The sequence below is a fragment of the Candidatus Nealsonbacteria bacterium DGGOD1a genome (genome assembly GCA_022530585.1).
Taxonomy (GTDB): Bacteria; Patescibacteriota; Minisyncoccia; order Minisyncoccales; family UBA5738; genus UBA5738.
The window spans coordinates 814,387-837,827 of the sequence record CP092821.1 but is presented as its reverse complement, the minus strand read 5'-3'; the positions used below and the strand labels follow the sequence as shown (position 1 = coordinate 837,827).

25 protein-coding genes and 1 pseudogene are annotated in these 23,441 nt (G+C 43.5%); 22 read left to right on the top strand and 4 right to left on the bottom strand.

Features of this window, described 5'->3' with window-relative positions:
• Nucleotides 1-3 precede the first annotated feature (3 nt).
• The 3 genes from L7H18_04155 to L7H18_04145 are packed head-to-tail and all read left to right on the top strand — an operon-like array spanning nucleotide 4 to nucleotide 3,309.
• Nucleotides 4-627 (top strand): hypothetical protein, encoded by a 624-nt coding sequence (locus L7H18_04155; GenBank protein UMX47610.1) that lies wholly within the window; start codon nucleotides 4-6, stop codon nucleotides 625-627.
• Nucleotide 628: 1 nt separating this feature from the next.
• Nucleotides 629-2,458, top strand: coding sequence for a hypothetical protein (locus tag L7H18_04150; protein UMX47609.1), 1,830 nt, complete (start codon nucleotides 629-631; stop codon nucleotides 2,456-2,458).
• Between the two features lie 5 nt (nucleotides 2,459-2,463).
• Entirely contained in the window at nucleotides 2,464-3,309 is an 846-nt protein-coding gene (locus tag L7H18_04145) for a hypothetical protein (protein UMX47608.1), read from the top strand.
• A 5-nt stretch (nucleotides 3,310-3,314) separates the two neighbouring features.
• Here the strand turns inward: L7H18_04145 and dcm are convergent, their stop codons facing one another.
• A complete protein-coding gene (gene dcm, locus L7H18_04140) occupies nucleotides 3,315-4,343 on the bottom strand; it encodes a DNA (cytosine-5-)-methyltransferase (protein ID UMX47607.1) in 1,029 nt (342 codons plus the stop codon).
• A 50-nt stretch (nucleotides 4,344-4,393) separates the two neighbouring features.
• Here dcm and L7H18_04135 point away from each other — a divergent pair, with 50 nt between their 5' ends.
• From L7H18_04135 to L7H18_04055, 17 genes and pseudogenes are all read left to right on the top strand, one after another.
• Entirely contained in the window at nucleotides 4,394-4,927 is a 534-nt protein-coding gene (locus tag L7H18_04135; protein ID UMX47606.1) for a hypothetical protein, read from the top strand.
• 3 nt (nucleotides 4,928-4,930) lie between these two features.
• Entirely contained in the window at nucleotides 4,931-5,365 is a 435-nt protein-coding gene (locus tag L7H18_04130; protein UMX47605.1) for a very short patch repair endonuclease, read from the top strand.
• 564 nt (nucleotides 5,366-5,929) lie between these two features.
• Nucleotides 5,930-7,055: pseudogene (locus L7H18_04125) on the top strand (IS3 family transposase).
• A gap of 180 nt (nucleotides 7,056-7,235) precedes the next feature.
• On the top strand, nucleotides 7,236-7,769 hold the full coding sequence (locus tag L7H18_04120) for a DUF3800 domain-containing protein (GenBank protein ID UMX48452.1): 534 nt from the start codon (nucleotides 7,236-7,238) through the stop codon (nucleotides 7,767-7,769).
• Nucleotides 7,770-7,772: 3 nt separating this feature from the next.
• On the top strand, nucleotides 7,773-8,306 hold the full coding sequence (locus L7H18_04115; protein UMX47604.1) for a hypothetical protein: 534 nt from the start codon (nucleotides 7,773-7,775) through the stop codon (nucleotides 8,304-8,306).
• A gap of 400 nt (nucleotides 8,307-8,706) precedes the next feature.
• Complete coding sequence (locus tag L7H18_04110; GenBank protein UMX47603.1) at nucleotides 8,707-8,898, top strand: hypothetical protein; 192 nt, start codon at nucleotides 8,707-8,709, stop codon at nucleotides 8,896-8,898.
• A gap of 296 nt (nucleotides 8,899-9,194) precedes the next feature.
• Nucleotides 9,195-10,964, top strand: a complete 1,770-nt coding sequence (locus L7H18_04105; protein ID UMX47602.1) for an ABC transporter ATP-binding protein/permease — start codon at nucleotides 9,195-9,197, stop codon at nucleotides 10,962-10,964.
• Entirely contained in the window at nucleotides 10,921-12,696 is a 1,776-nt protein-coding gene (locus tag L7H18_04100; GenBank protein UMX47601.1) for an ABC transporter ATP-binding protein/permease, read from the top strand. Before L7H18_04105 ends, L7H18_04100 begins: the two co-directional genes overlap by 44 nt.
• Before the next feature lie 120 nt (nucleotides 12,697-12,816).
• Nucleotides 12,817-13,977 carry a glycosyltransferase family 4 protein gene (locus tag L7H18_04095; GenBank protein ID UMX47600.1) on the top strand — a complete coding sequence of 387 codons (1,161 nt, stop codon included), beginning with the start codon at nucleotides 12,817-12,819 and terminating at the stop codon, nucleotides 13,975-13,977.
• Complete coding sequence (locus L7H18_04090; protein ID UMX47599.1) at nucleotides 13,974-15,164, top strand: glycosyltransferase family 4 protein; 1,191 nt, start codon at nucleotides 13,974-13,976, stop codon at nucleotides 15,162-15,164. Before L7H18_04095 ends, L7H18_04090 begins: the two co-directional genes overlap by 4 nt.
• Before the next feature lie 24 nt (nucleotides 15,165-15,188).
• Nucleotides 15,189-15,899: a glycosyltransferase family 2 protein gene (locus L7H18_04085; protein UMX47598.1), complete on the top strand. Its 711-nt coding sequence runs from the start codon at nucleotides 15,189-15,191 to the stop codon at nucleotides 15,897-15,899.
• 68 nt (nucleotides 15,900-15,967) lie between these two features.
• Nucleotides 15,968-16,993: a hypothetical protein gene (locus L7H18_04080; GenBank protein ID UMX47597.1), complete on the top strand. Its 1,026-nt coding sequence runs from the start codon at nucleotides 15,968-15,970 to the stop codon at nucleotides 16,991-16,993.
• Between the two features lie 5 nt (nucleotides 16,994-16,998).
• Nucleotides 16,999-17,310 carry a hypothetical protein gene (locus tag L7H18_04075; GenBank protein UMX47596.1) on the top strand — a complete coding sequence of 104 codons (312 nt, stop codon included), beginning with the start codon at nucleotides 16,999-17,001 and terminating at the stop codon, nucleotides 17,308-17,310.
• Nucleotides 17,311-17,333: 23 nt separating this feature from the next.
• On the top strand, nucleotides 17,334-17,579 hold the full coding sequence (locus L7H18_04070; protein ID UMX47595.1) for a hypothetical protein: 246 nt from the start codon (nucleotides 17,334-17,336) through the stop codon (nucleotides 17,577-17,579).
• Nucleotides 17,580-17,764: 185 nt separating this feature from the next.
• Entirely contained in the window at nucleotides 17,765-18,886 is a 1,122-nt protein-coding gene (locus tag L7H18_04065) for a CapA family protein (GenBank protein ID UMX47594.1), read from the top strand.
• A 64-nt stretch (nucleotides 18,887-18,950) separates the two neighbouring features.
• On the top strand, nucleotides 18,951-19,130 hold the full coding sequence (locus L7H18_04060) for a hypothetical protein (GenBank protein UMX47593.1): 180 nt from the start codon (nucleotides 18,951-18,953) through the stop codon (nucleotides 19,128-19,130).
• On the top strand, nucleotides 19,093-19,650 hold the full coding sequence (locus L7H18_04055) for a hypothetical protein (GenBank protein UMX47592.1): 558 nt from the start codon (nucleotides 19,093-19,095) through the stop codon (nucleotides 19,648-19,650). The genes L7H18_04060 and L7H18_04055 overlap by 38 nt, the downstream gene beginning before the upstream one ends.
• A 42-nt stretch (nucleotides 19,651-19,692) precedes the next feature.
• Here L7H18_04055 and ribH read toward each other — a convergent pair whose 3' ends face one another.
• The 3 genes from ribH to L7H18_04040 all read right to left on the bottom strand — a co-directional run bounded on the left by ribH (nucleotide 19,693) and on the right by L7H18_04040 (nucleotide 21,778).
• Complete coding sequence (ribH, locus tag L7H18_04050; GenBank protein ID UMX47591.1) at nucleotides 19,693-20,127, bottom strand: 6,7-dimethyl-8-ribityllumazine synthase; 435 nt, start codon at nucleotides 20,125-20,127, stop codon at nucleotides 19,693-19,695.
• On the bottom strand, nucleotides 20,128-20,706 hold the full coding sequence (locus L7H18_04045) for a riboflavin synthase (GenBank protein UMX47590.1): 579 nt from the start codon (nucleotides 20,704-20,706) through the stop codon (nucleotides 20,128-20,130). It abuts the gene before it with no gap.
• A gap of 148 nt (nucleotides 20,707-20,854) precedes the next feature.
• Nucleotides 20,855-21,778, bottom strand: a complete 924-nt coding sequence (locus L7H18_04040) for a manganese-dependent inorganic pyrophosphatase (GenBank protein ID UMX47589.1) — start codon at nucleotides 21,776-21,778, stop codon at nucleotides 20,855-20,857.
• 492 nt (nucleotides 21,779-22,270) lie between these two features.
• On the opposite strand from L7H18_04040, the gene L7H18_04035 reads away from it, so the two are divergent.
• Together L7H18_04035 and L7H18_04030 are read left to right on the top strand one after the other, a co-directional pair.
• On the top strand, nucleotides 22,271-22,456 hold the full coding sequence (locus tag L7H18_04035; GenBank protein ID UMX47588.1) for a DUF5679 domain-containing protein: 186 nt from the start codon (nucleotides 22,271-22,273) through the stop codon (nucleotides 22,454-22,456).
• Between the two features lie 80 nt (nucleotides 22,457-22,536).
• Nucleotides 22,537-23,439: an MBL fold metallo-hydrolase gene (locus tag L7H18_04030; protein ID UMX47587.1), complete on the top strand. Its 903-nt coding sequence runs from the start codon at nucleotides 22,537-22,539 to the stop codon at nucleotides 23,437-23,439.
• Nucleotides 23,440-23,441 lie beyond the last annotated feature (2 nt).

The window sequence follows — 23,441 nt, the reverse complement described above, 5'->3', positions numbered from 1 at the left end:
ATTATGGAAAAATCACAAAGTCTTTCGCGTTTTCAAAAAGTATTACTTGCGTTGTTAAACCTTTCTGGGGGTACCCGGCGCAACATTCGGTTTGAAGATATTGTGGTTAAGCTGTTTAAGGATTATCCCGAGGAATTTCATTTGAGGGGATATAAGGAATATCCTGATTCTGGCGATATGGTGCATAAACCACTTTACGATGCGAAGAAGAAAGGATTGGTTACGGCTGGAAACAAAATATTTACCTTGACAGATCGTGGTGTCTCCATTGCTACCCAGATTAAAGATGCGGTTGCCGGTAAACATATAAGAAGCGATAATCGTTTGTCGAGACATGCGGAAAAAGAAGTCGCAAGAATTTTAATCCTGGACGGGTTTCAGGGTCTTTTTATAAACGATGAACGGGAAAAAATATTGGATACTGATTTTTATAATTATTTGGGGGTCACTGTCAGAACAAGTAAAAATGATTTTATGGGAAGAGTTGAGACAATGAAAAGCGTTGTTGAGGAGTTGAAATCGTTGAAATCGGACGAAAAAAAACCCCTTTACGACAAAATTATTCAGTATCATAGTTTTTTGTTTAATAAGTTCGAAGAATTAATTACCTACAAGGCAATAAAATAATATGGCTAAAACGAAAACGTTTGTCATTCAGGAAGAGCAGAATAAATTTCATGACAATCTTTTGGAAATTTGGGGAAGAGAATTCAAATTCGATCACGAAAAAGGTATTTCAGAATTAGTAAAAAATTCGGCGGATGCGTATATCAGAAAAGGAATGCCAGATAACAAGCAATATGTTGTCTTAAGATTTACCGACGAAGAAGATGGACAAGCGACAGTTGAAAATATCGATTTTGTGGGTATGACGTCGTTGGATATTCAGGAAGCTTTTCAATGGTGGGGCGATCCAGAGGCGGCAAAACGAGGTATGAAGAAAAAAACTTATGGAGGCCACGGAAACGGCGGTAAGTTTTATATGAGGCAAATGTTTGACGAATCGTATTTTATTACTTTCCGAGACGGAAAACTTAATGTTTTTGGTTTTAGTGAAAATAAAAAATATGGTTTTGCAAATTATCAAAAAAACAAGCCTTTTAAGGACATACCATTTAACGTAAACGAAGCCATAAAGTTTGCCAATATAGAAAAAATTGTTCCGTCAGAATTGAAAGAATCAATTTTAAATGGTGAGACGGGGTTTACGGTAGCGAGAGGGGTTAGTCCGGTTGGAATGAAAACAAAAATTAAAGCGTTACGAATTTGTGAAAAATTGAAAAACCATCCGCAGGCTCGAAGAGTGCTGATGCGGATTCCGCTTTCCGTAAGTCAAAACGATGTAATATTATACGAAAGATTGTTGCCAGACGAAATTAAACCTCGTCCAGGATTCGAAGAACCTATTGTTATTCCGATACCCGACAAATTGATTTTGGAAAAAGATGCGGAAAAACTGGTTATAGAAATGGAAAATTTGAAATATCCTGGTGGCCGGTTAATTCTTCGCACTTCGGAGGTTGCCTTAGAGCGGGGCGGTCGGTTTTCCGATCTTAATAGAGTCGATATCATTGGCGAACTTGGGGTTATCGGTTCTTACAGGATATACGAAATGGGTATTCGCTATTATACGCAGGCGGTTTTTCTCTATGGGGAATGTGAATGTCCGATTCTTGAAGAACCAGCGAATTCTTCCGTTAGCAATGACAGGGAAAAGCTTATTCCGAACGATAGGAGTAACGCATTGCTTCAATGGATAAGGTCTCAGGTGGATGAATTGGCCGCAAGAATCGCTGATCAAGAAGATAAAGAGCAAGAAGAAATTAACAAAAAATTGTCTTCCACTTATAATGATTTTTTGAACGAATGGAAAAATAAATTCATGCGCCAATTGTTTGCGGAAGTGCTGGTCGGGCCAGGGGTGGGTTCCGGCGGAGGATTTGGTTCTGGTGGGTCCGGGGGCGGACGAGGAACGGGAACTGGTGATTCAGGCGGAACCAAGGGCGGTGGATCTGGCGATCAGCAGGGAGGCGGAGACAAACCAAAGAAAACGGGTAAATTTCCTATGGTTAAGCTGTCGAGTTTTGACGATGATCCTCTCAATGGAGGGAAAAAGGTGCAACTCGATCCGCGTCAGCCTGTCGTATATCAAAGGATACAAGATGTTGATGCGGGAATCTATTGGATTAATACTTCGAGCCCGCTTGCTGCAGCGATCATAGAAAAATACGGAGCCGAACACTTAAGATGGAGAGACTTTCTTTTCCAGAGGTATATAGATATTTTTATTAAGGAGGCGCTCCAACGGTTGGCAAAAAAAGATCCAGATCGATTCAACGCCGACACGATAGATGCAGAAATTCTTGGAACTATGATTTCAAAGGTGCATGAAGCGGCAGCCAAAGACTTAGGAAATTTTCTGTTTGACGATGCGTATAATCCCGATGAATCACATTAACCAATATGGAGGAAGCGGAAAAAAACATAACACGACTCTTGGATATTCTTGAGCTTTATAAGCAAGGATGCACGCTTGAGGAAATAGGCCAAAAGCACGGGATAACCAGAGAGCGTATTCGCCAATTACTAAGTAAGGCGATTATGTATGAAATTCATCAATCCGTAAACGCGGGGCAGGTAATTGATGTTTCTTCGTTTGTTGATGATATTAAAAAATCGCATGAGACAAAACGAGACGAAAAGAAATACGGATCTTATGAAAATCGAAGAAATGAATTAATGCAAAAAGCATCCACTCAATATTCTTTGAACAAATTTTTATCGGATGAGAAAATTTCTTTAAAAATTATTAAAAAAAATTTTCCAGAGATAATTGATATCTTGGGTAAAAATTCCGATAAGTATAAACAACGGTGGAGCAGATTTTATTTAAAATGTCGAAATTGCGGAACCACCACAACACCTCATCACAGCTATGGTCTTTGTCGTAACTGTTATTTCAAAAGCGATTATTTCAAAGATTTAGTTAAAGCTTCCAATGAAAGAAATGCGGAGAAAATAAAACAAAAAAATAAAGAATATTCAAAAAAATACGCTCAACGACCAGAAGTTAAGAAAAAAATGAAAGAGGCTTGGAATCTTAAGCATTTCGGTGGGAATAGAGAAAAAGCCATAGAAAGGGATGGCTTTAAATGTACGAGATGCGGGTTAGACAGGGGATCAAGCCAAAAAGATCATGGTAAAGATCTGTTCGTTCGGCATATCGATAATGATCCGAAAAATAACGAAATTAATAACTTAAAAACACTTTGTTATAAGTGTTTTCGCAAGGAGCCGAAATTTCACTAAATTTTTTAGTTCGCTGTATGTTCTCCTGGCATTAAATCTTGATTTTGTTGAAAAGAATAGGTGCTTTCAAGAACCTTTTTCATTTTTTTTGCGATTGCATGCACTACTGGTACACAGACAGAGTTACCTATTTGTTTATATGCTTGGTTGTCTGAAACCGGGAAAACGAAAGAATCTGGAAATCCTTGAAGGCGAGCGTATTCTCTAACCGTTAATTTGCGAACACCCTTTTTATTTCTTGGAGTCAAAATTTCATGATCATACGATTCCACCAGTTTATCTTTGATCAAGTTTCTTTCCCTGCCCATGTTACCAGCGACAAGAGTGTGAGCGATACCTTGCGGATCTAGTATTTCATATCCGAATCCGTGGCCTTTGCCTCGATGTCTCTCTTTGTGTTTTTCTAGCCCAGTTAAATATTTTTCGGAAAGGTAATATTTGGGGTCGACGTTTTCCTCAAGGATCGAATCCAAGCGCGGTAATTCCTTATTTGTTACCTTCGGAAACGTGAATGATACATTTTCCCTGAAGCCTACCAAATAAAACCGCTCTCTGCTCTGCGGTAAGCCGAAATCTTTTCCGTTTAAAATATTTACGAATAATTTATAACCTAAACGACCCTCCAAAGCTTTGGAGATCTCACGGAAAGTATTCCCGTCGTTATGAGTTTTAAGATGACGAACATTCTCGAGAAAAAAAGCATCTGGTTTGTTTGTGTGCAGTAACCTTTCTATTTCAAAAAATAAATTACCTCTCGGATCTTCAAATCCTAAACGATGGCCCAGAGCGGAAAACGGTTGGCACGGAAATCCAGCCAATAAAACATTATAGATCGGTAGTTCTTCTGGTTTGACTTTTTTGATATCGCGATAATCAATCTTTCCGACATTAGCTTCATATGTTTTACAAGCAAACCTGTCAAAATCATTTGAATAAACAATATCAAAACCCGCGCGTTTAAAGGCGAGGCCAATACCGCCGATACCGGCAAAAAGGTCGATTACTTTTATCTTTTTTTTACGCGAGATAGTCATGTTTCTGTTCCCTCTTTAACAAATTATATCATCAAAGTAAAATGGAGTATATGGAAAAGAACATAAAAAAAGGAGATTTGTTGCTAAAATTTGACGATGTGTTGAATGCGGCGAATGAGTTATCGGATGAGGAAATTTGGACACTCTACGCATACATCGGTCTTAAATTGAAAGAACGAGGATTAGTGAGGACTAGAAATATAGTTGGCGAACGCGGCGAATTTTTGGCAATTAAAATATACAATAAAACGCCAGGCTTAGCTAAGCTTCAAGCGGCCCCGGAGGGAACGCAAAATGTAGATGCCATTAGCAGGAGAGGCGAGCGTTATAGTATTAAAACAATTTCAGAACCAGGGAATCTTACGGGCGTTTTTTACGGTTGCGGTGATCAAACCGATAAAAATCCGGAAAAAAAGTTTGAGTATGTGATTATCGTTTTAATCGATAAACACTATAAGCCAAAGAAAATTTTAGAGCTTACTTGGGAGCAATTCTTAAAATTCAGAAGATGGCATAAAACTATGCGAGCATGGAATCTAAGTTTAACTCAAGAATTAGCTGCGGAGTCAAAAAGTATTTTTTAAAAAATGGATAAATTTAGTAAGGAAAAACGAAGTTCAATAATGTCGAGGATTCATTCGTCGAATACTGATTTTGAGCAGAAAATCTTTCGAGAAGTATCAAGGAAAGGCATTAAATTTAAAAAAAACTACAAAAAAGTAATTGGTAAGCCAGATATTGCTTTACTAAAATTTCAAAAGGCGGTTTTTTTGCATAGTGATTTTTGGCACGGTTGGCAACTTTCACGGTGGGAATCGGTGCTTCCAAATGAGTTTTGGAAAAATAAATTAAGAAAAAATAAATTGAGGGATAGGTTCGTTGCGGGAAAGTTAAGGAAAATTGGTTGGCAAGTGCTAACGATTTGGGAACATCAAATTAAAAGTGATTTTAATGGATCGGTTAATAGAATTATTAGTTTTTTGAAAGACTCGCCAAAAAGGTATCCGCCAAAAAAATCTTAGGTATTCCGTATCGAACCCGCTTTCCGCCAAAAAAATCACGGGAAGGCCCGCAATTCAATGGGCGGCGATCGCCGCCGGCCGCAATTTAGAGGGAAAAAAGGAACTTTGTTATATTATGGAGTACATTTTCAACGAAGTTTGTACCTATTTTATCAAGAACAGCTGATTTATACCATCTATCTGCCCCCGACTGAGCTTCGCTTGCCCTTCCGGAGGGCTCTCCTCCAGGGCGGCGCTCGCAAGGGGGCAGCCGGGCTCGAATTGGGCTCAGGCCAACGCATTTTAGCCGCAGGTGGGGGAGGGGGGGTAAAATATATAAATAAATCTCACGAAGCCGTGAGGCTTCGTCGAATTTTTAAATCTTGATTAAATACTTCGAAAACTGTAGATTAAAATAAAGTTTTTAAGGGTTACGGTTTAATAATTTATGAGCCAAATCTATAATATTTATTGTGACGAAAGCTGCCATTTGGAACATGACCATCAACAGGCTATGGCTATAATGGTCTTACAAATCTAGACACGAAATTTGCGCCAACTGGTGTGGAAAAGATATGATGAGATATGAACAAAAAAACGCGGAGTTTTACTCCCCAAGAAAAAGCGCAAGTGGCGTTAACCGCAATCAGGGAGGAAAAAACAATGGCCCAAATCAGCTCGGATTTTCAAGTTCATCCGACACAGATCGGGCTTTGGAAAAAGCAGGCGTTGGATAATCTGGCCGAATTGTTCAAGGACGGTCGCAAAAAGGAGAAAGACGAGCAAATCCGCCGTCAGGCGGAATTAGACAATCTTTACAAGATTATCGGCCAAAGAGATATGGAACTGGAATGGCTTAAAAAAAAACTGCAAATCCCTAACCCATGAGCGGAAAATATCGCTGATTGAAGAAGACAACAAAAATATTTCTTTAAAAAGACAATGCCAATTATTGGGAATATCCCGCGCCAGCTGGTATTACCGCCCGATGCCGCCGAGCGAAGAAGACAAAAGAATCATGGATTTGATTGATATTATTTACACCCGATTCCCGTTCTATGGCAGTCGGAAGATCAAAGAAGAATTGAATCAAACCTACCGAATTCCCATTGGCCGCGGCCACACTCGCGCATTGATGCAAACCATGGGAATTGAGGCGATTTATCCCAAAAACAAGCTTGATTTAAGCTTAAAAAACAACGAACACAAAATTTATCCTTACCTGTTAAGAGGTCTGAAAATTACCGGGCCGAATCAAGTTTGGGGTTGCGATATTACTTATGTGCGGCTGGAAACGGGATTTGCTTATTTGGCCGCGATTATTGATTGGTTTTCCCGCTATGTGATCGCTTGGAAATTATCCAACAACTTGGAAATCGGATTTTGCTTGGAATGTTTAAACGAAGCTTTGGCGCAAAGCCGGCCGGCAATTTTCAACAGCGATCAAGGCAGCCATTTTACCAGTCCTCAATTTACGGGAATTCTGGAATCAAAACAAGTCGAAATATCCATGGACGGGCGCGGCCGCTATATGGACAACATTTTCACCGAGAGATTATGGCGAACGGTCAAACGGGAAAACATTTACTTAAACTCCTACCAAGATGTGGGACAAGCCCGCAGAGGTTTAAATGAATACTTTCCGCTTTACAATAATCTGCGCCGCCATCAGTCATTAGGTTACCGAAGACCAGCAGAAGTGCATTTTCAGAAGATTAAGCAAACAAATTTAACAAATTCTTACCATCTGGTTCCTCAAAATTCCGTGTCTTGACAACCCCGACCACTTCAGGCTTTTGGTGCTTTATGGTGTCCATTAGAAAAAACGCACGAAATTTTTAAACGTATTAGAGAGATAAAAAAAGAAAACAATATAGGATCTAATTTTGAGATAAAATGGACAAAGGTTTCTCCAGCGAAGGTTGCTTTTTATAAAAAAATTGTAGATTATTTTTTTGATAATGATGATTTACATTTTCGGTGTCTTGTGATTCCCGACAAGCACCTTTTGAACCATTCTCAGTTTAAGCAGACTCACGATGAGTGGTATTATAAAATGTATTTTGCTCTGCTCAAAACCATCTTTAATCCCGAAGATAAATACCGCATATACATTGATATCAAAGATACAAGAGGAGGGCAGAAAGTGAAAAAATTACAGGAAGTTTTATCTAATAACATGTATGATTTTGATAGAAAGATCATCGAAAACATGCAGATTGTTAGATCTGATGAAATTGAACTAATGCAAGTTACGGATTTTCTGTTAGGAGCTGTATGCTATCAAAATCGAGGATTGGAAACAAGCAAGGCGAAAATTGATATTATCAAAAGAATCATAGAAAGGTCTGGGTATTCGCTACAAAAATCTACTTTGTATCGAGAGGATAAATTTAATGTCTTCGTTTGGAAAGCGCAAGAGTGATCTATGACTAAATTACCCGACTTGTTGTGTTTTGATGATTTTGGTGGAGATTGGGAAAAGTATTTAGAAGCCCTATATTTATGTTTCAAAAAAGATTTTTTTGAAGACAAAATCTTATTTGATAAATTACAGGTGAAATGTATTAGAGACCCTTATTTAAAGGGAAAAGAATATACATTTTGGCACATGATTTCAGGGGGAGAGGTAGAAGAGGAAAGAACCCCAGATTTAAGAAGATGTGAAAGATTGAAGTGGCCGAAAGCTATTATTGAGAATTATCCTTGCGGTGATATCAAATTGTGGGAAACGGAAAGAAAAAACAAAAAAGGTAAAATTCAAAAAAGAATTTGTTTCTGTTTCGGTAAATGGGACTATATAGTTATAATTACTAAAAGAAAAGACTATTACCTTTTTTGTACCGCTTTTCCTATCGATAAATATAACAAAAAAAGATATAAAAAAGAGTTTGAAAAGTACAATAAACAAACACCGCCTTTGGGGGCGGTATCCGATACTCCTTCTACGCATGGTAGATGAGCTATTTACATAGTACCATTTTTCATGGCGCAATACAAGAAGTTATCCACAAGCTGTCAAGTACCCTAATTCTATAAGTCTTTGGATTAATTTTCTATTAAAGTGAACTACTTAGTAGAGGATTTACTAAAAATTCATACCCCGCACCATCCGTAGATTCAATGGCTCATAATGAGATATTTTTCGCGTTTAGGGTACGAAGCCCGAACGGAAAAAGAGGTCTGGCGAAACCGAAAGGGCCGGAATGTGACCGAAAGGAATCCCGAGTATTCCCGAGGGAATGTGTTTGCCCAAAAGGGGAACTATTCGGTCGGGATCGAAGTCGATGATTGCTCGCTCCGGATGAATTCAATCGAAAAGTTGAACGCGCTCAAACCGTCTTTTGATCTGTGCCTGTTTAATGGACACGGATGAAATCCGCCGCCAAAAAGGTATCCGCCAAAAAAATCTTAGGTTTTCAGTCTTGGACCCGCTTTCCGCCAAAAAAATCACGGGAAGGCCCGCAATTCAATGGGCGGTTGAAACGCTAAACAACGGCGTATATGTCGCGCTGTACGGCGCGGTTGTTTCGTGGGATAAATTCAATCAATAAACGCCAAGCAGTTGCCGTTGCGTAAAAAGAAACCGAAGGAAATTGGCTTTGGCGCAAAATTTTCTCGCCCCAACATGAATATTTCAAATGAAATATTTTTTTATTGAGTGCAATACCTCGGGGCTTTGCCCCGGGGTGCACCAAGAGGATTCCAAAGGGGTGCCCCCTTTGGCCGCAAGATCGGGGTTAATACCCCGATCGCGGACTCGAATGGAAAATATAAAATTTATTGTTGCCGGGGTTGTTGATTGAAAAAAGGGGATAAAAGAGGTAGGTTGAATGGGTAGTATATTTTGATGGCTGACAGGAAAAACAACGGAAACAATAAAACTTCGGTTGAGTTGGTTAAGCTGGTAAAGCCTTACGGCCGGTTTGTGGCCGGTATTATTTTGTTGACCGCGGCAAGCAACGGGTTGAGTCTTGCGGTACCCAAATTGATCGCGGCGGGGATCGATGCCTATGGCGCGGGCGGTTTTGATGTTGGGGCTTTGGCCATTCAGTTTTCGCTGGTGGCGGTTTTTGTTTTTTTGTTCACCTATCTGCAGGGAGTAGCGCAAACCTACGCGTCGGAGCTGGTGGCGCGCGATTTGCGCGCCAAGGTGGTGGCAAAACTCGCCCGACAGAATTACTCGTTCGTGGAGCGCGTAACGCCGGCGAAGCTTTTGACGAATCTCACTTCGGATGTCGACGCGGTGAAATCGTTCGTGTCGTTGGCGATTCCGTCTTTGGTATCGTCGGTTTTTTTAATCGCGGGCGCCGGCGCGCTGATGTTGATGATCGACTGGAAATTGACGCTGGCGATTTTGGCTCTGATGCCGTTCATCGGCCTGGCGTTTTATTTGGTGCTGGGACGGGTGCATAAATTGTTCACCAAAATGCAGGAAACCATCGATCGGCTGAATTGCGTGATCAACGAAAGCATAACGGGCGCGGCGGTCGTCCGGATTCTAAATTCCCAAAGTTATGAATATGAAAAGTTCGGCGCGGCCAACGAGGAATCGAAAAACATCGGTTTGACGATTATGAGATATTTTGCGGCTCTGATTCCGGCAGTCACCTTCATCGCCAATATGGCCACGCTGGCCATTGTGGGAATGGGCGGCCACTTCGTGATCACCGGCGCGATGAGTTTGGGCAATTTCGCGGCGTTTAACAGCTATTTGGCGATACTTATTTTTCCGATCATTGTCATCAGTTTTATGAGCACGGTTATCGCCCAATCCGACGCGTCTTATCGCCGCGTTAACGAGGTGCTGGCCGCTCCCGATCTCAAAGAAACCGGAAAACTCGCGACGGCATTGCGCGGCGATATTGATATGGAAAATATCAATTTGCTTTACGGCCAGAAAATTGCGTTGAAAGATGTGAATATCAAAATTAACGCCGGCACGCGCACCGCGATCATCGGTCCGACCGCGGCGGGAAAAACTCGGCTGATTTATATTTTAACGGGATTGCTGGAGCCGACATCCGGCGCGGTTTACTACGACGGAAAGAACATCAACGAATATGACAAAGCCGCTTTGCGCCGGCAAGTGGGGCTGGTGTTCCAGGACAGCATAATTTTTAATATCAGCTTGCGGGAGAATATCGCGTTTAACGCCAAAGTATCCGAGGCGGACATCGAGAAAGCGATTGCCGCTTCCGAGTTGAAGGAATTCATCGATACGCTGCCAAAAAAACTGGACACCATGGTGTCCGAGCGGGGAACCAGCTTGTCGGGCGGGCAGAAACAGCGCGTTATGCTGGCGCGGGCGCTGGCGTTGAATCCCAAAATTCTTTTGCTCGATGATTTCACCGCGCGCGTGGATAATGAAACCGAACGGAAAATTTTGGCCAATATCCGCAGCCGGTATCCCGGCATCACTTTGGTGTCGGTCACGCAGAAAATCGAACCGGTGAAAGATTACGACCAGATTATTCTTTTGATGGAAGGGGAAGCGCTGGCCCGCGGCACGCATCGACAGTTGATCGAGTCATCGCCGGAATACATACAAATATATAATTCGCAAAAAAGCACCAATGAATACGAGCATGAATTACGCGCTTGGCGACCGCAAAAATAAAAACAGAAAAGGAATATCGGCGCGGGCCTTAAAAATGATGGCGCCGCTTTTGGCCGGCGAAAAAGCGAATATCGCGCTGGCGATTTTCGCGGCTTTGGTTTGGGCGGCGGCCGCTCTGCTTGATCCCATAATCATCGGCCGGGCGGTTGATGTGTACATAAAAAACGGCGATTACCGCGGAGTTGCGGTTTGCTTGTGGCAGCTGTTGGCGGTATATCTGGTGATATTGATCGCGAGTTATGTCCAAACCATCGCTTTGGGCGGTACGGGCCGCCGGGCGCTGTTTAATTTGCGCAATATACTATTCAATAAGCTCCAGGAATTGCCGCTGGCGTTTTTCAACCAGAATAAATCCGGCGATTTGATTTCCCGCGTCAACAACGATACCGATAAATTAAACCAGTTCATCGGCCAGGCATTGATGCAATTAATGCGCAGTTTTTTTATCGTTGCCGGCGCGGGAATATTTTTGGTGTTGTTGAACCCGCGCCTTGGCGCCGCGGCCCTGATCCCGGCGGCCGTTGTTTTGATCGCGACGCGGTTGTTCGGGCCGTGGGTTGAGCGGGCCAATCTAAAAAGTTTGCAAACGACCGGCAAAATGAGTTCGGAAATTCAGGAAAGTTTAGCGAATTTCAAAGTGGTCGCGGCATTCAACCGGCTTGATTATTTCCGCGATAAATTCAACGGCGTCAATGCCAATAATTTTTCCGCGGCGGTCAAAGCCGGGATCGCGAGCAATGTTTTCGTTCCAATCTATGGCGTAGCTTCGATCTTGGCGCAAATGATCGTGCTTGGCTACGGAATTTACCTGATCGGCGCCGGCGATTTCACCATTGGTTTGCTGATCGGTTATTTGTTGTATGTCAACAGTTTCTACGGCCCGCTGCGCCAGCTGGCAACGGTGTGGCCCACATTGCAACTGGCGTTCGCGGCCATTGAACGCATTTCGGAAGTGTTGGCGTTAAAATCGGATATGAAAATCGTCGAGAACAGGTTTGGCCGCGATAAAACCGATCTGCGGTTGGAATTTCGGAATGTATCTTTCACTTACTTGGACGGGAAAACGGTTTTGGAAAAAGTTAATTTAAAGCTCAAAAAAGGCAAGACTTACGCGCTGGTCGGTCCGACCGGCGGCGGAAAGACCACGACCGCTTCGTTGATGGCCCGGATATACGACGCGTCCGAGGGCGCGATTTTGTTTGAAGGCAAAGATATTCGTTCGTATTCGCCCGAAGTCCGCGCGCGAAGGATCGGTTTTATCCTGCAAGAGCCGCTTTTGTTTACCGGTACGATCCGCGACAATATTGTTTACGGCAATCCGCATTACATTGATTGCGCCGATGAACAGCTGGCGACCGCGCTGGAAGACGCCGGCCTTTCCGGTTTGTTGGCGCGGTTCGGCCAGGGGCTGAAAACAAAGATTGTCGGCGATGGCGATACCATCAGTTTGGGCCAGAAGCAGTTGATAGCTTTTATTCGCGCGGTTTTAAGAAAACCGGATTTATTGATTCTTGATGAAGCCACGGCCAATATCGATACGGTTACCGAACAGCTTCTGGAAGAAATAATCGGAAAACTTCCGGAAAACACCACCAAAGTCATTATCGCGCATCGCCTCAACACCATCGTCAATGCCGATGAAATCTATTTCGTCAACGCCGGTACGATCACTCTTGCCGGTTCCATGGAACAAGCCGTAAGAATGCTCACCGGCCGGAAACGGGCAAGCTGATGCGAGTTGGTTTTTTCAAGCAGAACTGTAGGGACGGCGCGCTTTTGAGCGATATCAACTTTCCGCGAAATTGCCGCAAAACTATTGAAATAACGGTTGAATCGTGCTAATTTTAACAGGATGAAAATTCTAACCAATGTCCGCTTCTATAATCTTGCCGGCATCTCCCAAACCTTGTCTTCGCTGGCTTCTTATGTGAAGAAACAAAAAAACTCCAATAATTTGGAGCTTGTGGGAGTGGAAATGGCCAAGAACGACAATCTTGGAGCATCGTCGGAAATTAAAGAAAGCCGTGAAGACAATATTCGGGTGATAACCGCTTCCATGCCGCATCCCGATATCAAAGAATTGGTGAAAAAATCGGACAATATCGGCGAGGTTCAAAACAAGTTAAGCCCGATAATCGACCGGTACAGAGAAATTATCCGGCGGGAAAAACCGGATGTAATATTGCTCAACGGCACCTATTATCTTCCGTGGTGTTTGTTTCTGGCGGCGCGGAACACGGTGAAAAATATTGTTTTGCATTATCACGGAAGCCTGACCAAGGAAACCGAACATTACCCCGAGGCGATGCGCCGGATTTTCCAAGGCATAGAAAAAACCTTCGATTCCGACAATTTAAGATATATCTTTCCTTCTTTATTCGCGAAAAATGCCGTGGCCAAGGATGTTTTCGGCCGCGAGCCGAAGCATTTTTGCGTTTTGCCCAATGCGATTCCGCTTCATTTCTTTAAGACGAGTAAGATAAAGAATGATACTAACAATATCGGAATGATTGCCAGATGGCGGCATGTAAAGAATAAGTCTTTTATTAAAAAATACGCGCTTCATAATTCAAAATCGATAAAAAACAATGTTTTTAGCCTGTTGAGCGATTTTCGCGCCGTGGTTGACATTCCAAAACATATTTGCGATTCGGTTAGAATGGTCCAGCCGATGGAAAACGCGAAAATGGGGCGATTTTATTCAAAAATGGATCTTATCGTTTGCCCTTCCCGTTTCGAGACATACGGCAATGTGGCGCAGGAAGCGGTCGCTTGCGGCACGCCCGCGCTGATCAGCCCCAATATGGGGGTGGCCGAACAATTCCGGCGCTTCGGGCTGGACAAATGGATTTCACCGTTTGATGTGCCGGCGAAAGTATTTAAGAAAATCGACCGGATGATGGGAGAAACGGTTGATCCGAAGATCAGGCTTGAATTAAAAAATGAACTCAATCCGGATCGTATTCACGGTTTGCTTCTCAATTATGTCAAATCGGATAAGTCTTCGAAATGAAAATATTAACAAGCATCCATTTCCATAAAATCGCGGGTATAACGCATTATGTTCTTTCTTTGGCGGATTACATCAAGGCAACATATGAAAAAGAAGAAGTCGAACTGATCGGCGTTGATATCACGCGGGCCGACGGCGGCCGAGAAAAATCGCTGGTTAACATTTCCGGAGAAAAAAATTGGAAGCTTTATTCGATTTCGATCCCGTTTGAAAATATCGGCGATTTGGCAAAAGCGGCCGGCAATCTCGGGGAATTTGAATCATCGATGGAAAGCGTTATCCTCGAATACGAAAAAGTGATCGCGGCGGAAAAGCCGGATATAATCCTTCTTAGCGGCACATATCATCTGGTTTGGTGTCTGTACATCGCGGCCGTTAGGGCGCGCGCGAAAAAAATAGTTTTGCATTACCACGGGGTGATTTCCAGAGAAGTCGAAAAGTATGAAGAAAGGGCGCGGAACATTTACCGCGAAATGGAAAAAAGCTATCTTGACGATAGCGTGTTTTATATTTTTCCTTCGAATATCGCGCGCGAAGCCGCGGAAAAAGAAGTGTTTGGCCGGCCATTGAAAAAATGCAAAATCCTCCCGAATCCGGTACCTTTGTATTTTTTTAAAAATACTTCAAAAATCGGAGAACTCGCCAACTGCCCTTTGCCGGAACTGGCTGGAAGAAGCGGCATCAACGCGGGATTTGTTATGCGCTGGACACACGAGAAAAATCCCCGTTTCATCGCCAGGCTCGCGAAATTCAATTCGTCGGCAGGAGGGAAATTAAATATCTGCGCGGTCGCGAGCCTTAATCCTCGAAGCAGGATTTATGCCAAATTAAAAAAAGACATAAAATTCGTCGCTCCGATGCTGAATAAAGAACTGGCGCGTTTTTACAGGATGATGGATGTCGTAATTTGTCCTTCGCATTTTGAAACTTACGGCAATATCGCCATGGAAGCGGTCGCTTGCGGCACGCCCGCGCTGATCAGCCCCAATATGGGGGTGGCCGAACAATTCCGGCGCTTCGGGCTGGAATCGTTTATCGTCGGTTTTGAAAATACAAATAATGTTTTCGATAAAATAGAAACCGCCGCGGAGCGCCGGGTCGGACGGGAGTCGCGCGCCGAATTAAAACGCAATTTGGGCTCGGATGTAATTTTCAAACAGCTCTTGGGCTTGCTCGGCGAGTTGTGATTTTCGCGTTTAAACGGAAAAACGATGATCAATGATTTATCAATTATCATTCCTTGCCATCCTTCCGATATTTGCGACATCGGGAGAATGCTGGAGAGTTTGCGCCGCCAAACCCGCCTTCCGGAAGAGGTTATCGTCGCTTTGAGCGAAACATCGGAAAAAGACGGTTCCGTTCTCGAAGAAAAGTATTCGAAATATCCTTTTCCCGTGAAGTTTCGCGTTATCGGCGAAAAACAGTTCGCGGGCCAGAATCGGAACAGAGGAGCCAGGCTGGCCGCGCATAATATCTTGGTTTTTTGCGATGCCGACGACGAGTGCCATCCGCAGAAAATCGAGATAACCAAAGATGTTTTTCTGAAATACGATCCAAAATTATTTTTGCACGGTTTCAAAAGGGACGGCCGCGGGTTTGAAAAGTACGACAAAGATGAAATTCCGTTTGTTTTCAGCCGGCAGCTGATTGATTTCACTTTTGGCAATCCTCCCAAAAAAGACAATTCCAAATTTATTTTTATCGACCGGCCGGCGGAAGAAAAATGGATAGAGGGGGCTCATCCGCATCACGGGTACGCGGCGGTGCGCCGGGATGTTTTTGAGGAAGTTGAATATAACGATTTGCGTATCGGCGAAGATACCGCTTTTTGCCTTGATGTTTTGTGGAAATTCAAAAGCGCGGTTTACGCCGATGTCAGCCTGGTAAATTATAGATGCGCCAAGAACAAAAATGACGGATAATTATTTGCGAGAGTGGCAAATATCGGAGGAAATGATATGATTATGGCAATCTAAAAGCGAAAAAATTTATGGATAAAAAACAATTGATTCAGCGGATTGAAGGTTTGCGCGAATCGCGGGTGATTACTTATTTGACCAGCGACCGGCCGGGGCCGGTGAGCGCGCGCGTGGCAATGGATATCATTCCGATAGCCGGCAAGCAATTGCGGGCCATCGGCAAAACCGAGAATATCGATTTGTTTCTGTACAGTTCCGGCGGAGACACGATGGTTCCCTGGCGTTTGGTTTCGATGATCCGCGAACATTGCGCCAAGTTTTCGGTGCTGGTGTCTTATAAAGCGCACAGCGCGGCCACGATGATCGCGCTGGGCGCGGATGAAATTGTGATGAGCAACTTGTCGGAAATTTCGCCCATCGATCCGTCCACGGCCAATGTTTTCAATCCGGTCGATCCGCAAAACCCGCACCAGAGAATTCCGATTTCGGTGGAGGATGTAATGGCTTATTTTGATCTGGCCAAAAACAAGTTCGGCATCAAGGACGACGAACAGCTTTCGCGCATTTTCGAGAAATTCGTGGATGCCAATCCGCAGATCCATCCATTGGCGTTGGGCAATGTGAATCGCATCCATAATCTGATCCGTATTCTGGCCAAGCGGTTGTTGAAAAGCCATAAAAATCCGATGCGCGAAGAGGAGATCGAGAAAGTGGTGGATTATTTCACGGAAAAATTATATTCGCACCAATATTTCATCGGCCGCAAGGAAGCCAAGGAGGATTTGGGCGTCAAAACCGTGCAATACGCCGATGAGGAGTTATCGAAGGCGATGACCGATTTGCTGGAAGAATATAACCGCGAGATGAATTTGAATTCGTTGTGGAATCCGGAAAACGAGCTGGGACAGAATGTGATGCAAACCAAAAAGGATTATCGCATCGCCTATGTGGAAAGTAAAGACCTGCAAAATTATTTCGAACTTTCCATCGACTACCGCAAACAGCAAACCAATATGGTTCAGCAGACTCCGCAGGGCGCGATCCAGCTTCCGCAAGAACAAGTGGTCTGGCGCGTCGTCAACCAAGGCTGGAAGTAATAAATATGAAAAAGGTTAGGTATATCCAACCGTTAACCGATAAAGATAAATTGCTTGTTGAATTCACCGAAAAACGGGGATATATATTGGAATTTGTTGTCCAATACCACAGTTTGGTTGATTCTCGCTGGCGTACTATAATAAGAATAGATAATTGCCGCCACGGCAATAAATCGCATAAGCACACCTATTACTTGAAAAAGAAGCGAATCTTTACATATCTGGACGGGGATGCTAATAATGTTTTTACGGAAGCCAAGCGGCATATAACCAAAAATTTCAGAAAGATCATGGAGAATTATTTAATGAATGGTTAATGCCAAATAATCATAATAAAATTATGAGACAAAATTTTATTAAAAAAAATATCAAACTTTCTTTGGAATTTGACGAATATCTGTCAAAACATCCGAAGGAATTTGAAAAAATTCCCGACAGGGCTTGCATCATTATCACCGTAAAAGACGACAAGGAATTTAATCGTAACAGCATTTCCATCGCCGAAAAGGTTAAACACGGCAGTCAAAAATGCATTGAAGCGCATAAAGAAGGCGGCGGTTGGCTTCTTCAGCCATTTCCGGCATAATTTCAAAGTCGCCGCCAAGCAGGCGGCTTTTTAGATTGCAAAATTATGGATTTTGAAGGGCAAAATTTCGAGAACCGGAAATTCGTTATGCAAAGCGTTTCGTAATTCAAGGATAAGCAAAAAAACAATGGGAAATAAAACCATATCAATCAAGGTGATCGGCGCCGGGTGCGCCATTTGTTGCGATGGCAAAAAAGAAACCGTTTAAGGTTAAAATCAGAGACGAAAAGCGCGCGCGATTTATCGGAGCGGCTGTTTTCACGGTGATTTTCGGCCTGGCCGCGTTTTTTGCTTTTTTCTTGCGGCCTAACCATTCGGAAAACGATAGCCGCCGGGATCAGATTTTTGCGACCCCGGCAAAGACAGCGAGAAATGAAATTATCGAAAAAGAAGAGACTGTTAAAATCGCGCCGGTAACTTTGCTGGCGTTTGGTGATTTGTTGCTTGACCGTTATATCAAGCGGGAGATTGACCGCAAGGGCGCGGATTATCCGTTTGAAAATATCAAAGATTTTTTGGCGGGCAATGATCTGGTTCTGGCGAATTTGGAAGGATCGTTCACGGATTTTAAGCCGCGGCCGCTGGATCCGAACAATACCAGTTTCACTTTTGACCCGGCGTTGGCGAAGGCGCTCAAGGATAGCGGATTTAATATCGTTAATTTGGCCAATAATCATGTGCGGGATTTCGGCAAAGACGGTTTTGCGCAATCGCGGGCGTATTTGGACAAAGCGGGCATCAGTTATTTCGGCGATTTTTACAATGAGGGGCCGGCATTGGTAAAAAATATCAACGGATTGAAAATCGCCTTTATCGGCTATAACGAATTCGGCGATCCGGCGATCGCGGGCACGCTGGCTAAAATTAAAGATGCGCGGGGCAGTGCGGATTTTGTGATTGTTTACGCCCATTGGGGCGCGGAATACCAGACAAATTTTTGGCCGGGTTCCCAAGTTAAGGGCCGCCAATTTATCGACGCGGGCGCGGACGCGGTTTTGGGCGGTCATCCGCATGTGGTCCAGCCAATCGAAATCTACAAAGGCAAACCCATATTTTATTCGCTGGGCAATTTCCTGTTTGACCAGATATTCTCTGACGAAGTGCGCCACGGCTTGGCCGTTAAATTGATTTTCGACAAAGACAAAATCAAATATAATCTGTATTCCACGGAAATGAAAAATTTCCAAGTCAGTTTTTCAAGCGAAGAGAAAAGGGGTGAAGTATTATCCTGGATAGCCCAAAATTCGGTCGCTTCAGAGAATATGAAGGCTCAGACAGGAGTCGGAAAATTTATTATCCAAAATTAACAAAAAATTTGACTTTTTTATTGTCAAATTGCTATAATTAAATTACCATAAACAAGTCAAAAATATGGCCGAAAAAAACACAAAAAAAATTGAAAAGATAGAAATAGAGAAAAGAAAATTTATTTGGTCGGATTTGAAAAAAGACGAGTTTTGGGCGGAGACTGAGTCGATCAGGGACATTTTTATCAAAAAGGAAAAAGAAAAATATGGAAATGGCGTTTGTGAATGCGGCGGATCCGTTTAAACATGGATTCATACTTTTCGATGCCAATATTTTATCCGCGCTTGCATCTTCAAAAAGGGCGGCGCGTTTTTGTAAAATTTACGATTTGTTGGGCGATAAACAATGCGAAATGATGGTGTTGAATTCGACTAAATTTGAACTTGTCGGTTATTGCAACGACAAAGCGATATACGACAAGCTCAATGCTTGGGTTGATCGGTTTGCCGTTTTGGATATTAAAAAAGAAGACATTGAATTGGCCGCATTTCTTTCGGCGATGTATAAATATCGTTCTCATGAAATTAGCCCCAAGCAGATTTCTTTCTGTGATTGTTTAAACGCCGCTCAATTAATTAAATATCAAGGGCGGTTGCCGCTCATTACCGCCGATATCCATGACTATCCGCTATTTATTTTTGATATCGCTAAAACAATGATTATTGATGATAATGGCAAGGCGGTTTTTGTCGGCATAATCACCTATAACGAAAAGAAATGGCTGGACTTGAAAAGTAAATTCGAAAGAAGCCCCAAAGAATAGGAAATTTAAATTGAAAATCCGTTTTTGAATCTATTTTTATGTTTACATCAGCCTGATCATGTCCAAAGCGGTCAGGGCGGCTTCGGCGCCTTTGTTTTCTTTTTCGCGGGTGGCGCGATCCATTGCGTCGGCGATATCCATTACGGTCAGCACTTCAAAGATTACCGGGATTTCGAATTGCAGGGAAACATCCATGCATCCCCGCGCGCATTCGCGCGAGATCAGTTCGAAATGCGTGGTTTTGCCTTTGTGGATCGCGCCAAAGACGATGATCGCGTCATAAATTTTTTTCTTCGCCATTTTTTTGGCCATCAGCGGTATTTCCAGCGCGCCCGGAATTTTTGTGATTTCGATTTGGCTGTCGGACAATCCTTTTTCTTTGAGGGTGTCAACGCAATGTTTTTCGAGGTTATCGGTGACTTCTTTGTGAAAAGCGGCGCTGATGACGGCGATTTTTATGTCTTTAATATCTTTCATCTATTTTTTGATTAGTTTTTCAATATATTTTGCCAGAACATCAACCTCGATATTGGCAAAATCTCCGGTTTTGAAATTGTGGAACATGGTCGCGTCCCAGGTGTGGGGGATGATGCCGACGGTGAAATAATCGTTTCCCGCTTCGATTACGGTCAACGAAACGCCGTTGACCGCGATTGAGCCTTTCTCGACGATATATTTAACTAAGGTTTTATCCACGGCAAATTTTAATACGCGGCTGTTGCCGTCATCGGTTATGCTCCGCAGTTGGACGATGCCGTCGATGTGGCCTTGGACAATATGGCCGGCCAGAAACGATTCTCCGGTGGCCGGCATTTCCAGATTTACTTCGCCGCCGATTCGCAGGTATTGCAAATTGGTGCGTTTCACGGTTTCGGGCATTACTTCCACGGCAAAAGAACTTTTGTCAAAAACCGTGACCGTCAGGCAAATGCCGTTGATCGCGACGCTGGCGCCGATTTCCAGCTTGGCGCAAAAATCCGCGCCGGTTTCAACAACCAATTTCGCGGTGGTTATTTCCGCGATTTTGCCCAAATTTGTTATTATTCCGGTAAACATATTGTTATTGCTTATTGCTTTAAATTACGAAACCATTAAATTCAAATACCTCGAATGCAAAAGCGTTTCGCAATTCAAGATTATTCCTAAAGTTGAGGTAAAGTTGAGGTCAAACCTCAACAAATTCGCTTTTGGCAATATTGAGCGGCTAACCGATTGCTTTCATTACGGGCGGCAGGAGGTCTTTTTTGCGAGACATCATATTTTCCATATAAATCGCGTTATTGGCGCAGGTTTTGCCGAAAGCTTTTTCGATCGGCGCGGCATCGCCGGCAATTAAGAGTTGGGATCCGCAATTGATGATATCGGTGGCCATCAGTACGGTGAACGCCAAATTGTTTTCCGTATTGTTGCTTTCCATTTGCCGAAGGATCTCTGCCGTGCGGTTTTTGGCTTCTCTTATGTCCACTACTTCGATTTGGCCGACGGCAAATTTCTTTCCGTTAGCATCAAATTCCTTATAGTCGGAATGTAGAATTTGTTCCGCGGTAAGTCCTTTCAGGCTGGCTTTTTGTTTTTTGATTTCGATGCCGAAAGTTTTTAAATTGGATATTTTGGCGATTTTGCCAAGCGTCTTGGCGGTTTTAGCGTCAATTTCGGCGGTGGTTGCCGATTTGAAAACCACGGTGTCGGACAATATCGCCGAAACCAGAATCCCGGCCAATTGCTTGGTGATTTTGAATTTGTCGGCCAGCATTATTCCGGCGACAATGGTCGCGGTTGATCCAACCGGTTCGGTGCGGAATTTTATCGGTTCGTTCCCTTGGAAAGAAATTTTGTGATGGTCGATGACTTCGATAATCCTGGCCGTATCCGCGCCTTCGGGCATCTGGCCGGTTTCGTTATGATCGACCAATACCAGGGTTTTTCCCGAGGCGGAAGTCATTTTTTGGGGTTTGCCGACCTTGAAATAATCCAGCACGAATTTGGTTTCCGGATTCAAATCGCCGCAAACCGCGGCCACCGCGTTAACCTTGTTTTTTTTGAGATATTCGGCATAGGCGATCGCCGAGCAAACCGTGTCGGTATCGGGCGATTTATGCCCGATAACATAAATTTTTTCTTGTGGCATATTCTTTTGGGTCTGTCGCCGAATTAGCTTCAACTGCAATTTCCATTTTTCGGCTGCAAAGAATTCATCATTCGTCGCCGGATTTAGCTTAAATATGCCTCCTCATTCTTCATTCTTTTCGCTCGAAAACTGAAAATTTCGTTCTGAAGCTAATTCGGCGACAGACCCCTTAAATTGGGATTAAGATGGCTTCATATTAGAATAAACCGCGTTCGATGTAAAATGTAAAATGTAAAAATCAAAGATCAAAATGACAATGCAAAATGTTAAAATGTCGCGATTTGAACATTTTTCAACTTTAAATTGTCATTTTTCATTTTGATTTTTGCATTTTTAATTAATTTATCGCCCTTGACTTAATTTTTAAGCTCAATTACTCTATATAAAGCAAAGCAATCTAGGCCGGTTAAAGGTCGTTTCAATCAAACCGGCATATCGGATTTATTTTGGATAAGTTCGAATAAGTAAAAATAATAAATAATAAATAATATCATGGCAACAATCGGATATTGCGTTAAGTGCAAGGCCAAACAGGAAATGAAGAACGAGAAACCCGTGGAGATGAAGGGCAAGGGCGGAATGGTGCGCCAGGCGATGACCGGCGAATGCCCGGTTTGCGGCACCAAGATGTTTAAAATTATGGGCAAGGCGGAGGCGGAAGCCGCGGCCGCGGCATAGTTTTTAAAAAATAAATCAAATTTTAAAGCGCGGGCTTAAAGCCGGCGCTTTAAATTTGGGCGATGTGTTAGAATAGTCGAATGGAGAAACCGGGCGAAAATTCGCGAAAAGCGGGCGAAAAACAAGATCAATGGATAAAATGGCTGGTTTTGGGATTGGCGCTGGCCAATTTGTTTGTTTGGCTGGCGGTGATTGGCAATTCGCAGAGGCGGTATCTTGAAGTGAAATTTTTTGATGTGGGCCAGGGAGACGCGGCTTTCGCTCAATTGCCCAACGGAGTTCAGATTTTGATTGATGGCGGACCCGGCGGCGCGGTGTTGGAGAAGTTGGGGTCCGCGATGCCATTTTATGACCGCGATATTGATTGGGTGGTCTTATCCCATGCCGATCGCGATCATCTGTCCGGATTGCTGGCGGTGCTTAAGAATTATCAAGTGCGCAATATCATTTGGTCGGGAGTCGCCAAAGATAACGCGGAAAGCGAAGAATGGAGCGATTTGATCGTCGGGGAAGGCGCCAATGTGGTGATCGCGCGGCCGGGCCGGATGCTTGTTCTCGGGGCTGATCCCGATTGCGTTTTGAAAATTCTGGCGCCGGCGGCGGGCGATTTAAATTCCGGCCAAAGCGCCAATAATTCTTCGGTGGTGGCGCGCTTGGTTTACGGCCGGAGATCGTTTTTATTCACGGGCGATGCCACCGTTAAGGGAGAAAAAGCCGCGCTTTCGGTCGATCCCGAACCGGCCGATGTTTTGAAAGTGGCGCACCACGGAAGCAAGACTTCGGCCGACGAGGCGTTTACCGCGGCGCTGTTTCCCGCCGCGGCCGTGATTTCCGCGGGATCGAACAACTCTTACGGACATCCGCATCAAGAGACCTTGGATTTGTTGGCAAAGTATGATATTAAAACATTGAGAACCGACCAAAACGGCGATATTATGTTTAAAACCGATGGCAATCTCCTTTTTCTTAAAACGGAAAAGTAAAT